Origin of the sequence: Curtobacterium sp. MCBD17_013 (assembly GCF_003234565.1) — a bacterium.
Taxonomy (GTDB): domain Bacteria; phylum Actinomycetota; class Actinomycetes; order Actinomycetales; family Microbacteriaceae; genus Curtobacterium.
Genome location: NZ_QKTU01000028.1, coordinates 1 through 13577, shown reverse-complemented (window position 1 = coordinate 13577; position 13577 = coordinate 1). Strand labels below are relative to the sequence as shown.

13 protein-coding genes are annotated in these 13577 nt (G+C 73.1%); 3 read left to right on the top strand and 10 right to left on the bottom strand.

Annotation, left to right across the window (positions count from 1 at the left end; all coding sequences use genetic code 11):
- Nucleotides 1–157: 157 nt before the first annotated feature.
- Nucleotides 158–1141: an NADP-dependent oxidoreductase gene (locus DEI81_RS15585; RefSeq protein ID WP_258368800.1), complete on the bottom strand. Its 984-nt coding sequence runs from the start codon at nt 1139–1141 to the stop codon at nt 158–160.
- A gap of 141 nt (nt 1142–1282) precedes the next feature.
- The gene (locus DEI81_RS15580) at nt 1283–3175 is read right to left on the bottom strand and encodes a family 43 glycosylhydrolase (protein WP_146244131.1); all 1893 of its coding nucleotides are present in this window, start codon (nt 3173–3175) and stop codon (nt 1283–1285) included.
- A 236-nt stretch (nt 3176–3411) separates the two neighbouring features.
- Between DEI81_RS15580 and DEI81_RS16345 the strand changes: the two genes are divergently transcribed.
- Nucleotides 3412–3579, top strand: a complete 168-nt coding sequence (locus DEI81_RS16345; RefSeq protein WP_181434721.1) for a hypothetical protein — start codon at nt 3412–3414, stop codon at nt 3577–3579.
- A gap of 71 nt (nt 3580–3650) precedes the next feature.
- Here DEI81_RS16345 and DEI81_RS15575 read toward each other — a convergent pair whose 3' ends face one another.
- On the bottom strand, nt 3651–4340 hold the full coding sequence (locus DEI81_RS15575; RefSeq protein ID WP_111011644.1) for a hypothetical protein: 690 nt from the start codon (nt 4338–4340) through the stop codon (nt 3651–3653).
- A gap of 232 nt (nt 4341–4572) precedes the next feature.
- A complete protein-coding gene (locus DEI81_RS15570; RefSeq protein WP_111011643.1) occupies nt 4573–5133 on the bottom strand; it encodes a hypothetical protein in 561 nt (186 codons plus the stop codon).
- A gap of 48 nt (nt 5134–5181) precedes the next feature.
- On the opposite strand from DEI81_RS15570, the gene DEI81_RS15565 reads away from it, so the two are divergent.
- Nucleotides 5182–5955, top strand: a complete 774-nt coding sequence (locus DEI81_RS15565) for an SGNH/GDSL hydrolase family protein (RefSeq protein WP_258368799.1) — start codon at nt 5182–5184, stop codon at nt 5953–5955.
- A 224-nt stretch (nt 5956–6179) separates the two neighbouring features.
- On the top strand, nt 6180–7079 hold the full coding sequence (locus DEI81_RS15560; protein WP_111011642.1) for an NAD(P)-dependent oxidoreductase: 900 nt from the start codon (nt 6180–6182) through the stop codon (nt 7077–7079).
- 148 nt (nt 7080–7227) lie between these two features.
- Here the strand turns inward: DEI81_RS15560 and DEI81_RS15555 are convergent, their stop codons facing one another.
- From DEI81_RS15555 to DEI81_RS15530, 6 genes are read right to left on the bottom strand one after another with little or no spacing between them, the layout of a single operon-like run.
- A complete protein-coding gene (locus tag DEI81_RS15555; protein ID WP_111011641.1) occupies nt 7228–8175 on the bottom strand; it encodes a ketopantoate reductase family protein in 948 nt (315 codons plus the stop codon).
- On the bottom strand, nt 8172–9869 hold the full coding sequence (locus DEI81_RS15550) for a DUF885 family protein (protein ID WP_111011640.1): 1698 nt from the start codon (nt 9867–9869) through the stop codon (nt 8172–8174). The genes DEI81_RS15555 and DEI81_RS15550 overlap by 4 nt, the downstream gene beginning before the upstream one ends.
- 24 nt (nt 9870–9893) lie before the next feature.
- Nucleotides 9894–10730 carry an SDR family NAD(P)-dependent oxidoreductase gene (locus DEI81_RS15545; protein ID WP_111011639.1) on the bottom strand — a complete coding sequence of 279 codons (837 nt, stop codon included), beginning with the start codon at nt 10728–10730 and terminating at the stop codon, nt 9894–9896.
- Nucleotides 10727–11644 carry a MurR/RpiR family transcriptional regulator gene (locus DEI81_RS15540; protein ID WP_111011638.1) on the bottom strand — a complete coding sequence of 306 codons (918 nt, stop codon included), beginning with the start codon at nt 11642–11644 and terminating at the stop codon, nt 10727–10729. Before DEI81_RS15540 ends, DEI81_RS15545 begins: the two co-directional genes overlap by 4 nt.
- 36 nt (nt 11645–11680) lie before the next feature.
- Nucleotides 11681–12661: an isoaspartyl peptidase/L-asparaginase family protein gene (locus tag DEI81_RS15535; RefSeq protein ID WP_111011637.1), complete on the bottom strand. Its 981-nt coding sequence runs from the start codon at nt 12659–12661 to the stop codon at nt 11681–11683.
- The gene (locus tag DEI81_RS15530; protein WP_111011636.1) at nt 12658–13497 is read right to left on the bottom strand and encodes a M55 family metallopeptidase; all 840 of its coding nucleotides are present in this window, start codon (nt 13495–13497) and stop codon (nt 12658–12660) included. The genes DEI81_RS15535 and DEI81_RS15530 overlap by 4 nt, the downstream gene beginning before the upstream one ends.
- Nucleotides 13498–13577 lie beyond the last annotated feature (80 nt).

Genomic DNA, 13577 nt, shown 5'->3' with positions numbered 1-13577 from the left:
GATCAGGCCCGGCCGGCCCCGCCCCGCCCCCGTGCGGCCCAGCGCCGCCCGGGTCGGCCGGACCGGACCGAACCGGACCGGGCCGGGCCGCGCCGGGCCGGGCCGCGCCGGGCCGGGCCGCGCCGGGCCGCGCCGGGCCGCGCCGGAGCGTGATCGGCTACGGCACGAGCACGATCTTGCCGCGCGCGTGACCCTGCTCGAGCTCCGCGTAGGCGTCCTGCACCGCGTCGAGCGGGTACGTGGCGACGATCGGCACCGTGATCGTGCCGTCGGCGGCCTGGCCCGCGAGTTCGGCGAGGACCTCCTGGGACGCGGCGTCGACGCTCCCGTCGGTCTTCGCCCCGACCTCGGCCGCGGCCTCGTACGCGATGATCGTCTCGATGCGCGCCGCGGGGACCCCGAGCGCGATGCCCAGCCGCACGTACTCCGGCCCGTGCGTGTCGATGAGCGCGTCGATGCCGTTCGTACCCGCCTGCCGCACCCGGTCCTCCAGGCCGTCCCCGTACGCCACCGGACGCGCGCCGACCGAGCGGAGCCACTCGTGGTTCGCCTCGGACGCGACGGCGATGACGTCGACGCCCTTCGCCACGAGGAGCTGCGTCACGATGCCGCCGACGCCACCCGCCGCGGACGAGACGACGACGGTCTCGCCCGGGTGGGGGTCGACGGCCCGCACGGCGGCGTACGCGGTCGTCGCGGCGACGTCGAGCGCGCCTGCGATCTCCCACGACAGGCGCCGCGGCTTGGCGACGAGTTGCCCCTCGGGGACGCTGACGAACTCGGCCTGGCTCGACCGCTCCCACGACCACCCGAGGACCTCGTCCCCGACGGCCCACTGCGTGACGTCCTCGCCGATCGCCGCGACCACGCCCGCCAGGTCGGTGCCCTGTCCGGACGGGAACGTCGCCGGGAACTGCTCCGCCATCGCGCCCTGCCGGATCGCTGCCTCGCCGGGGTTCGTGCCCGCGGCGCGGACGCGGACGAGGACGCGGTCACCCGTGGCCTCGGGCACCGGGACCTCGTCGACCCGGAGGACCGAGCGGTCGCCGTACGCGTCGAAGCGCACCGCCCGCATGGTCGTGGGCAGGTCGGCGTCACGGGTCGTGGTGGGGGTGTGGGTGTCTGGCGTGGAGTCGGTCACGCGGGGGACGCTACCCCGCGCTCCCCCGCCGCTTCTCCGCTTCTCCGCTTCTCCGCGAGATCGCAGTCGTTGCCGTTCTGGGTTGTGCCAGAACGACAACAGCTGCGATCTCGCAAGTGTCGCGGGTGCGGGTGCGGGCGGTCAGCGCCCGAGCGTCACCGCCCCGCTGACGTGCAGGTAGTCGAACGTGCTCGTGAACCCGGAGGCCCCGAGCGAGATGAGCCCGATCCGCGGGTGCGCCCCGAGATCGGCCGTCCACGTGCCGCCCTTGACGAAGTGTCGCCCGTCGACGCTCGTGTACGCGGTGTAGGCGCTCTTCCCCTCGACCGTGCGGTGCACGATCCGGAGCGTCGTCCAGTCGCCGACCGGACCGACCACCATGTTCCCGTAGTTCGGGGCGCCCGCCGGCTGCGGGGTGACCTCCTTGCCGAACTCGGTCTGCCGCGTGTCGTAGATCGAGTTGGACACGAGGCGGATGTAGTTGCCGTCGTCCCCGTACACGATGAGACCACCCTGGGCGTAGTTCACGCCATCGCCGGTCGCGGGCGTGTCCACTGACACCTTCGTCTCGAGCACGTAGTCACCGGCCGGCGCGGGCTCCGTGAGCACCGAGGCGAGCGGCGTCGCCGGCGGGTGCAGGTCCGCGGCCTGCGTCTGCCAGCGGAACGCACCGCCGCTCACCGAGTACGTCGACGGGTCCGGCTGCCGCGTCCACGCGAGCGACGACGGGAGGCTCGTCCCGGCGAAGTCGGTCGAGGCCGCCCGGACGGGACGGCCGGGCACGGTGACCGGTGCGAGGGTCGGCCGGTAGGTGGGCCGCTCCCCCGGCTGCGCCACGGGCCCGGGCTCACGCTGATCGGACGGTCCGGCACCCCCGCGGACGGTCGGCCAGCCGTTCACCCAGTCGAGCGGGTCGATGAGCGCCGGTCGCTTCGTGTACGTCGGCTGGCCCGCGTAGTACGGGTCGTTCTGGTCGACCGCGTGGTAGATGATCCAGTCCTGCCCGGCGAAGTCCGTGACGACCGTGTTGTGCCCGGTGCCCACCCAGCGGTTGCCGTTCTGCGCGAGGAGGGGCGTGCCTCCAACCCGGGTGCTGAGGATCGAGACGCCGTCCTGGTCGAGGAACGGGCCGAGCGGACTGCGGGACCGCGCGACGAACACGCCGTACCCGGTGAGGGCACCGTTGCAGCAGTTCGTGGCGGAGCCCATGAAGTACCACCAGCCGTCGTGCTGGGTGATGTAGGTGCCCTCGTACCGGTTGTCGATCGCGATCGGCTGTTCGGTGGCGGGCAGTGACCGGAGGCCGTCAGCCGTGAGCTGCCGGACGTTGACGCCGCCGTAGTAACTGCCGAAGTACAGGTACGTCGCGCCGTTGGCGGTGATCACCTCGGGGTCGAACTCCCAGCGCTTCCCCTGACCGTTCGCGGCCTCCTGCGGGGCGACCACCGGGCCTCCTGAATCGGTCCACGGTCCGGTCGGGCTCGTGCTCGTCGCGACGCCGACGGCCGACCCGCCGCCGGTTGCCGCGGTCGCGGTCGGCGTGTCCGACGCGGTGTAGTACATGAAGTACGTGCCGGGACGCCCGTGGGCGCCCGCGCGGTACACCACATCGGGGGCCCAGATCCCGTTCGCCGCACCGACCCAGGCCGGCTTCGTCGTGAACGCGTCACCGACGTACGTCCAGTGCGTCAGGTCCGTGGAGCGGTAGGTCGGGACGGTGTGCTGTACGAGCGATCCGTCTGCGTTCGTCTCGGTCGCGGTGAGCGCGTCCGACGTGCAGTACAGGTACCAGTTCCGGTCGCGCCCGGCGCCGTGGATGGCGGTCGGGTCGGCGCAGCTCGCGGCCGTCTGGCCGTCCGGGAGGCGGAGGGCCATCGGGTTCTGGTAGCTCGCGGGCGTCGCCGGGCCGCGATGCGCGGGGACGGCGGCGGACCGCGGTGGGGCCGCGGCCGGTGCCGCCATGGCCGGGAGGGACAGGGCCGGGGCCCCGATGAGCGTTGCGGCCGCGATCACGGTCGCCAGGATTCGGCGCACGGTTGCTTCTCTCTCGTCGTTGAGGAGTGGTGGCGTTCACGCTACCCACGACCCCGCTCGCCGTCCACCGTCTCGGCGCGAGACGTTGGACGCAGGACTTGCACGGAAACCGCATGGTGTCCACCCCTGTTCGCGGGCCAGGATCGCCCCTATTGTTTGAGCATCACTCGCACGAATGCGGCGTCAGCTGACGACAGGGCGTCAGCGCCGCATCGGCCAGGGACCCGAGGAACGACATGAGCCGGTACGAGATGCAACCCGGGGTGGCACCCGCTCAGATCCGCTTCTTCCGCAAGGCGGCGACCATGCCGCGGCGACGGACGACCGGTACGACCGAGGACACCGTCCGGTACGAGGACTTCTTCCGCAACGGATCCCCGATGCGGCGGCGGAACGCGGCCTGAGGGCGCGCATCGGCGGGGCCGGGACGGTCACTCGCGGGGAGCGGGACGGTCACTCGCGCGGAGCGGGACGGTCACTCGCCGGGGAGCGACAGCTTCGATCCGCTGGGACCACGACCGGTGGGCCGACGCGGTGGTGCGACCTCCGGCAGCGGCGGCAGGGCCTCGGCGCGGCGTCGGGCGAGCTCCATGCGGCCGAGTCCGGTCACCGCGGCGATGAACGTCGAGGACTGGAGCAGCCCGAGACCGAGCGGTGTGAACAAGGAGAAGGCGAACCGCCCCTCGAGACCAACGGCGGCCACGCCGAGCCACACGAGTGCCCATGCGGCCGGGAGCCACAGTGTCCGGGCAGCGCTCAGGACGAGCCCGTCGCGCGCACGCTCGGCGGCGGCGATCACCAGGTCGCGGTCCTCCGGGGCCATCGCCGGTGGCCGCGGGGCGAACTGTCGGGCGATGCGTTCCTGGCGGCGCCAGTTGCCCGATGGGATGAACGCCCAGAGCGGTGGCGACGCGAGCGACAGGCGGTGGGACGCGGCGGCGCCCGAACCGAACGCGGCCGCGATGAGCACCAGGCCGACGACCACCAGCGGGGCCGGCGTCGTCGCCCAGTGCCAGACGATCTCGGTCAGCGAGGCTGCCGTCCCGACCGCCGTGGCCACGCTGCCGGCGATGATCGTGCGCCGTCGACGGACCTCGACGCTCACGAGCTCGGGGTACCTCGCGCGGACGATCACCCACCCGGTGCGGAACGGAGCGTCGGCCATGCACACGATCCTGGCCTGCTCGCTGACGTGACGTGCGGGCCGCATGCGGCGAGACCGGTACGACCGGTTGTACTCACCCCATGAAGACCGCGATCTCGGTTCCGGACAGCGACTTCGAACACTTCGAGCGCGTTGCAGCGCAACTTGATGACGCAGGTCGCGGCGGGCATCCGGCTCGTCCTGGGTATCTGACCGCGACGACGACTCTGCGAGCGGATGGGTTGCCCGACGCTCAGCGCACTGGAGGCCCCCACCCGACCGCATCGAGCACCTCGGCGGCGATCCTCCCGGGATCGTCGCCGTCGACCGACACCACGTGATCGTGGACGTCAGCACCGTCGAGGACCGCGTCGAGCTCCTCCGCGCGGTCGAGGTGCCAGTCGCGCTCCGCTCCGGGCGCGTGCCGCACGAGCAGTCGCCGTCGGAGTTCGCCGGCCGTCACCACCAGCCGACAGGTGACGATCGTCTCGGCGACGGCCTCCTCGAGCGCGCTCCGGTCCTCCACGGTCTCCGCGACGCCCGCGAGCACGAGCCGCTCGGCACCGGCGTCCCACGCGTTCCGCGCCACCGCCGCGAGGTTCCGCGCGAGGAGCGCTCCGTTGAACCGGTCGTCGGGCGGTGCGGGCCACACGCGACGGAGGGCGTCGAGATCCACCACCGCATGCGGTAGCCCCCGCTCGCGGAGCAGTGCACCGACCGCGTCGGCCGTGGTCGACTTGCCCGCGCCGACCGTGCCGTTGAGCAGCAGGACCCGCGGAGGGACCCGTCGCGCGGTCGAGCCCGGGGCGGTCATGGCGGCAGCTTACGGACGGGCGCGTCACCGCAGGAGCAGGATCGACCCGTGCAGAGATCGTTGAGCAGCTACGCGGCCATCGGTGACAGTTTCGCCGAGGGGATGGGTGACGAACGGCCGGACGGCACTCCTCGCGGGTGGGCGGACCTCGTCGCCCAGGGGATCGCGGCGGCGGCCGCCGGCCCGGTCACGTACGCCAACCTGGCCATCCGCGGCCGGCTGCTCGCGCCCCTGCTCGACGAGCAGCTCGAGCCGGCCATCGCACTCCGTCCCGACCTGCTGAGCATCAGCGGCGGGAACAACGACCTCATCCGCGCCCGCGTCTCGGTTGCTGCGGTCACCGCCCGGCTCGAGGCCGCGATCGACCGTGCGGTGGCCTCCGGCGCCGAGGTCGTGTTCGTCACGGTGGCGAACATGACGCGGAACCTGCCGGCCGGGCGCCTCGTCGAGGGGCGCGGCAACCAGTTCGCGAGCGCGATCCGGCAATGGGCCAGCAAGGACCACGTGACCGTGGTGGACAACTGGTCGGACGAGGAACTGATGGAGCTGCGCTACTGGTCACCGGACAAACTGCACCTCAACGCCCTCGGGCATCGGCGGGTGGCGGGCAACGTGCTGGCCGCACTGGAGGTTCCCCTCCCCCCGTTCCCGGAGGAGCTCCCACCGGAGGTGGTGCGGCAGTCGCGCGCCGCCTACTGGCGCGAACACGTGCTGCCCTGGATCGGCCGTCGTCTCACCGGCCGCTCGTCGGGCGACGGCCGGGAGCCCAAGCGGGCGACCCTCCAGCCGGTGGACCTCCCCTGGAGCTCCCGCACGCCGTGACGGAGCACGGCTGCGTCGCGCGGTCGCTCCAGATCGCACTCGTCGCCGTTGTGGAGGCGCCCAGAACGGCAACGAGTGCGATCTCGCGGAAGGGGAGGCCGGGCGCCGGGGCCGGGCGCCCGGGGCCGGGGGTCAGGCCACGACCGCGCACCGCGTACGTTCGGACTGGTTCCGGCCCTCCCGGTCGGACGGACCGCGGGCCGCCCGCACAGGAGGAACACACCATGAAGGTCGTCGTCACTGGTTCCCGGGGCAAGGTCGGACGCCCCACCGTCCAGGCGTTCGTCGACGCGGGGCACGAGGTGCTCGGCGTCGACCTCGTCCGCCCGGTGTTCGACGCCGGGGTCGTCGTCCCCGGACGGTACGTGCAGGCCGACCTCACCGACGCGGGCTCCGCGTACGCCGTGGTCGCCGGTGCGGACGTCGTCGTGCACGTCGCCGCGATCCCGCAGCCGACCGGCAACCCGCCACACGTGGTGTTCCAGACGAACCTGATGTCGACGTTCAACCTGATCGAGGCCGCGGTGCAGTTCGGCGTCCGCCGGTTCGTCAACGTGTCGAGCGAGAGCATCGTGGGGAACTTCTTCCCCGAACGGCCGTTCCTGCCCGACTACCTGCCGGTCGACGAGGACCACCCGCAGTACCCGCAGGACCCGTACGCGCTGTCGAAGGCGTTCGGCGAGCAGCTCATGGACGCCGCGGTGCGTCGTTCCGACATCCGCGCGATCTCGATCCGGCCGAGCACCGTGCACAACGAGGACAACTACGAGTCGAACCTCGGTCCGCAGGTGCGCGAGCCGTCCCGGACGAGCGCGAACTTCGGCAGCTACATCGACGCCGAGGACCTGGCGGATGCCCTGGTGCTCGCGGCCGAGTCCGACCTGCCCGGGCACGAGGTGTTCTACATCGCTGCGGCCGACAACGCCGGGGGGCACGACTTCGCCGCCACGCTGCGCGAGCACCACGGCGACGCGATCGAGCTCCGCGAACTCGACCGCGTCGACGCGTCGGGGATCTCGATCGCGAAGGCGCGGCGACTTCTCGGCTGGAGCCCGAAGCGCTCGTGGCGCGACCACCTCGACGAGCAGGGGCACGCGCGAGCAATGCCGACGTCGCGACCCTGACCTACCTCAGCGGTTCCGTCTGAGCGGAGACGGCACCGCGCGCGCTGCGGCAGGGCCGCGTGCTCGTCCGCGGTCACACCGCGCGCTTCCGGTGGAACACCCGGAGCGCGCGGTGCGAACGGACGAGAGCGGTTCGATCCCGCCGTGGTCAGCGGGAGGCCGCGAACTCCGCCAACTCCTCCAGGTTCGCGACCTCGCACGTGCGGCGGCCCTCCTCGATGTCGTGGATCATCGCGACGATCCGGTCGAACACCGGCCCCTGGATGTCCTTGTGCACCTCGTCGACCTCGGTTTTGCGCTTGCGCACCATGAGGTCGCGGTAGATGCCGCTGCGGGCCTTGGCGCTCTTGCGGTTGAACGCGGCGAGCCGGTCGAGCGACCCGTCGAGGTCGTCGGGCACGAAGCCGTCGAACGACTCGACGGGGACGGGTGCCTGGTCGATGGCCTCCTGCGCCACGGCCGTCATGAGCGCCCGGTACGGCGGCAGCGACAGGGAGTCCGCGATCGTCAGGTCGGACACCGCGCCGGCCCAGAGCATCGCGCCGTAGGCCTCCTTGCCCCACAGGTAACCGAGCACGTTCTCGGTCGGCAGTGCGTACGGCAGGCTGTCCGCGAGCAGGCCGACCCGTGGCGTGATCGGTCCGCCGCCGATCTCGCCGATCCGGAACGTCGCGACGTTGCCCTGCAGGATGCGGCCCGGGCCGAGGTAGTCGGCACCGAAGTTGACGAAGCTCGACACGACCCGGTCCGCGCCGACGGCCGCCTGCAGGGTGTCGGCGGTCAGGCCGTTCTGCACCGTCAGGACGAACCCGTCGGAGGCGAGCCGTCCCTCCAGGAGCGCCGCGGCGGACGCCGTGTGCAGGCTCTTCACCGCGACGATCGCGTGCTCGATCGTGTCGGGCAGGTCGTCGGGCGTGACGGCCGGAACGTGCGCGGTGAACTCCTCGACCGGCCCCTCGATGTGCAGGCCGTCGTCGTTGATCGCGGCGACGTGCTCGGGGTCCGCGTCGCACAGGAGCACCTCGTGCCCCGCCCGGTGCATCCGAGCCCCGATGGTGCCGCCGATCGCGCCGGCGCCGATGATGGTGACCTTCATGCTGCTGTCCTCTCCTGCCACTGCGTGACGACTCCGCCGAGCACGGTGAGCGGCACCGCGCCGTTCCCGAGCACCGTGTCGTGGAACCCGATCAGGTCGAACCGGTCCCCGAGCGCACCCTGCGCGGCCGCCCGGAGCCGGAGGATCTCGCGGCGTCCGATCATGTAGGCCAGGGCCTGCCCGGGCCAGGCGATGTAGCGGTCGACCTCGCTGCGGACGTGCTCCTCCGTGGCGGCGGTGTTCGCGAGCATGAACTGCACGGCCTGCTCCCGCGACCACCCGAGGTGGTGGATGCCCGTGTCGACGACGAGCCGGCAGGCCCGGAGCGCCCGCATCGAGAGCATCCCGAGGCGGGCGACGTCGTCCGAGTACAGCCCGAGTTCGTCGGCGAGCTCCTCGGAGTACAGGCCCCATCCCTCGTTGAAGCTGCACGCCTCGACGTCGAGGTAGCGGCGGTAGCGGGGCACGTCGAGCTGCTGCGCCATCGCGAGCTGCATGTGGTGGCCGGGCACCGACTCGTGGAACGTCAGGGCCTCGTACTCGTACCGGTAGCGCTGCTCGGGCTCGTCGGCGAGCAGGCAGAAGGCGCCGGGGCGGCTGCCGTCGACCGCCGGGGGCCGGTAGTAGCCGAGGGCGCTGCTGCCCGCGTCGATCGGGTTGATCGGCTCGAGGGTGCACGCGGTGATGTCGTACGCGGGGAAGGCCGCGGGGCGCGCGGCCTCCGCCCGGTCGAGCGCGGCCTGCGCGTACCCGATGATCTCGTCCGTGGTCCGGAACCGCAGCGCCGGGTCCGTGCGCAGTCGCGCGGCGATCTCGACCGGCTCGGTGAGCCCGAGCGCGCGCTGTCCGATCGTCGCCCACTGTTCGCGGAGCAGCTCGAGTTCGTCGAGGCCGATGCGGTGGATCGCGTCCGGCGTCAGCGCGGTCGTCGTGTGCCGGGCGACCGCTGCGGCGTAGCCCTCAGCCCCGCCGGGGATCGTCGAGATCCCGACGCGGTCGTCCGGCCGCGCGAGCGGGTGGAGCTCGACCCGGAGCCGTTCGGCGAGCGCCGACATCGCGGGGCGCACCCGCTCGTCGACGAGTGCCCGGGCGGCGTCGAACCACGGCGTCCCGCGCACGGCGGTGAGCAGGGCGTCGTCGTCGAGCGGGAGCGCGAGGTAGCCCTCGAGCTGCTCGATCGAGTGGCGCACACCCATGGCGGTGGGCACACGTCCGCGCGACGCCTCGAGCAGGTACCGGTCGGCGAGCGCGGCGAAGGTCCCGCCGAGGCCGCCGATCCGGGCCAGGTACCGGTCCGCAGCGGCCTGGTCGGCGACGGTCATCGCGGGGACGGCCTGGAACACGAGGCCCTGCCGGCTGACGTACCCCTTGGCGCTCGCGTTCGCCGCCCACAGGCTGTGCTCGGCGTCCTGCTGCGCACCGCGGACGAGTGCGGTGAGCACGCCGTGGTCGACCCGGCCCGCGCCGTCGAGCCGGTCGACCGGGAGGGCCGCGGCGGCCTCCGCGATCGCCGCCAGGTCCGCGCCGGCACGCTCGCTCGCGTCCTCGCTCGGGTCACCGGGCAGGTGGTCGAACTCCGCGATGCCGAGGAGCGTGGCGTTGTACGGGTCGTAGGTGTGCTCGGTGGCGAAGTACCGTTCGCCGAGGTCGGCGAGCTGCGCGTGGACGTCGGTGTCCGGTGGGGTGGTGGTCATGCTGTCCTCTCGGGAACGGGTGGCTCAGAAGAGCTGGTGTCCGCCGTCGATGGACAGCGTCTGACCGCTGACCCATCCGGCGTCGGGTGCGACGAAGAACGCGACCCCGCGGGCGATGTCCTCGGGGGTGCCGGTGCGGCGGACCGCGATCCGCTCGACGAGGGCGCGCTGCCCGTCGGGGCCGTAGGAGTCCCACTGCGCCTGGGTCGTCGGGTTCGACAGGACGAACCCGGGCGCGATGCAGTTGACGGTGATGCCGTGCGGGCCGAGCTCGTGCGCCATCTGCCGGGTGAACCCGATCTGCGCGGCCTTCGACGTCGTGTATGCCTGGATGCCGGTGAGGCTCACGCTGCGGCCGGCACCGGACGACACGATGACGATCCGCCCGTAGCCGGCGGGCTTCATGAGGCGGGCGGCCGCGCGGGTGCAGTTGCGGGCGGTCAGGACGTTCGCCGCCCAGACGGCGTCCCAGGCGGCGTCGGTGAGGTCCTCGATGGGTGTGTGGGTCTGGCCCACGACGCCGCCCGCGACGTTGACGAGCACGTCGCAGCGGTCGAGCGCGGCGAACCAGGCGTCCACGGCGGCGCTGTCGGCGAGGTCGAGGTCGTCGCGGTCGAGCCGGTGCACGACGGCGCCGGCGGCCTCGAGGTCGTCAGCCGTGCGCCGTCCGATGCCCTGCGCGGTCCCGGTGACCACGGCCACCTGGCCGGCGAGCGGTCCGGACGCCGGGGACGGCGCAGGCGCCGGTGCGCTGGCGGGAGTCGGCGCGGCGGCGGGCGCAGACGTCGGCGTCCGGGTGGCGGCACGCGCCGTCCCGGCCAACGGCCACTGTCCGGTCGTGGTGGGCAACTCGTCGCTCATCGTTCCTCCTCGAGTTCGATGGCGCCGAGGTTGCCGGCGCCGACGGCCCGGGGGCCGGTCGTCGGCTCCCCTCGGTGTGCGCGGGAGATCCGGACCGAGTCCTCCCACTCCTTCATGCGTGCGAGGCCGCGGCGACCGCTCGCGCGGAGCACGCCCTCGACGAGCGCCTCGATGAGCACGAGCAGCGGTGCCATCGAGTCGAACGGGATCCCGTCCACCGTGACCGGCAGCACGACGTCGGCGCTCTCGGCCGCCGGGGACAGCGTGGTGTCGGTGATGACGACGACCGTGGCGCCCTGCTCCTTCGCGGCGGCGGCGGCCTCCTGCGCGGCGAGTTCGTGGCGCCGGAAGTCGATGACGACGACGACCGCACCCCGGCGCAGCCGCAGGAAGCGCCCGACGTCGTGCCCGAGCGGCTCGGCGAGGAACGCGACGTCGGGCAGGATCTGGTCGAGCTGCGCGGCGAACACCATGCCGAAGTAGCGGCTGAAGTACCCCCCGATGACGGCCACGTGCTTCGGCCGCTCCCCGAGCACGGCGACGGCGCGGTCGAACTCGCTCGGCGGCACGCACGTCCGGAGCGCCTCGATGAGCCCGACCCGCTCGGCGATGGCCCGGGCGAAGGTCCCGCTGCCGCCGTCGTGGGCGATGCCCTCCTGGGTGCGCTGGACGGGGCTGCCCATGTGGTGGGCGACCTCGTCGCGGAGCTTCGCCTGGAACGCGGGGTAAGTGCCGAACCCGAGCCGCGCGACGAGCCGGAGCACCGTCGGCGTGCTCGTGCCGGCGGAGCGCGCGAGGCTCGCCGCGCTGTCGAGTCCCGCACTCGGCCACGCGGCGAGCAGGGTGCGCGCCACCTTCTTCTCGGCGGGGCTGAGTTCGTCCATGCGGGCGAAGATCTCGTCGTTGATCGGCATGTCCCTCCTGGTGTGTCCGGTCCCGGGCCGACGGCCTCAGGTGCGGAGCACGAGCCGATCGCCGTCGTGGAACGCCGCGAACATCGTCGGCGAGTTGTGCGCCACGACGACCCGACCGTCCGCGTCGACGGACACGAGGCCGCCGCTGGCGTGGCGCGCGGTGAGTTCCTCGTCGATCGTGGCACGGACCGCGTCGGGCAGGCTGGCCCCGCCGTACCGCATGCGGGCGACGATGTCGTGGGACACGACTCCGCGGATGAACGCCTCACCCTCGCCGGTGCAGGACACCGCGGCCTGGCCGTTCCGCGCGTAGGTGCCGGCGCCGATGACGGGCGAGTCGCCGACGCGGCCGTCCTCCTGTGCCGACATGCCTCCGGTCGAGGTCGCCGCGGCGACCGTGCCCGAGGTGTCCCGGGCGACCGCACCGACCGTGCCGTGCCGCGGTGCGACGAGCCGGTCGGCGAGGATCCGGGCGAGCTGCTGCTGGCGCGCCTCGGTGATGAAGTACTCCTGCGCGGCCGTCTCGAGCCCCCAGCCGGCGACGAGGTCCTCGGAGGGGTCGACGATGAACAGGTGCGCGGACCGCTCCATGACGGCGCGGGCCAGCAGCACCGGGTTGCGTGCGTGCCGGGAGGCCGCGATCGCGCCCGCCAGGCCGGTCGCGCCGTCCATGACGGACGCGTCGAGCTGTGCCTCGCCCTCGGCCGTGAGCGCTGCTCCGCGTCCAGCGTTGAACAGGGGATCGTCCTCGAGCTGCTCGACGGCCGCACACACGGCGTCGAGGGCGGGACCACCGGCGCCCAGGACCGCCGACCCGGCCGCGTACGCGGCCGCGAGCCCGGCCTCGAACCGCTGCCGGTCCTCCTCGGCGAGTTCCGCGATCCGACCGCCCGCGCCGCCGTGCAGGGCGAGGGACCAGCCGCGCGTCGGCGCGATGTCCCAGATCCGGGTGCCCTGCGGGCGCGCGATGGCCTCTTCGTCGCGACGGCCCGCCTGCTCGGCCGCAGCCCCGGTCATCGGCCGCCCGCCTGCCGGGTGATGTAGTTGACGGCGACGAAGCGCGTGAACACCGACAGCAGGTCGCCGCCGCTGATCGCGATGGTGCGCTCGGTCACCCGGTCGACGCCGCCGACCCAGGTGGCGACGTCGGCCATGTCGGACGTCAGCACGTCGAGCTCCAGCGTCGTGTCGGCCGGGAGGTCCGGGGCGCGCATGCCGCCCGCGGTCACCTTCGCGACGGCCGCGGTCGCGGCGGCCCGGATCCGTGCGCACGACACGGCGGGGTGCAGGGCGTCGGCGCTCGCGCGGGTGATCGACGTCTTCGTGACGACGTGCTCGGCGTCGGGAGCGAACGGCTCCGTCTCGGTCCAGGTGACCTCGTCGCCGGTGACGAGCGCGATCGGGACGTCGTGGTGCGCCGCGACGAGGGCGTTGATGCCGCTCTCGCCGACCCAGGCGCCGTTCACCCGGGCTCCGGTGAACACCTCGGGGTTGTACGTGTGGGACAGCGTGGACGGCGCGCCGGAGATGCTGCCGTGGTAGCCGACGAGGAACGCCGCGTCGACCGAGGCATCGAGCCCCTGCACCATGTACATCGGCTTGTGGCGACCCGTGATCATCCGGACCACCTCGGGCTGCGCGATCGCCCGCGGGTCGAGGTTCGCCATGCGGCTGTGCGAGTCGTTGAGGAGCACCTCGGTGGCGCCGCCGGCGACCGCGCCCTCGATCGCGGCGTTCACCTCGGCCAGCAGCAGGTCGCATCCCAGGGCGTAGCCGGGCGCGCCGGGACGGCACTGGTCCCAGTCGACGATGCCGGCGACGCCCTCCATGTCGTACGAGATCCAGATCTTCATGCGGGCCTTCCTTCATGGGGCGCGGTCGGCTGGTGGGGCTCGGCCGGGTGGTGCGGTGCGGTGTGGTGCTGGGCGGGGTG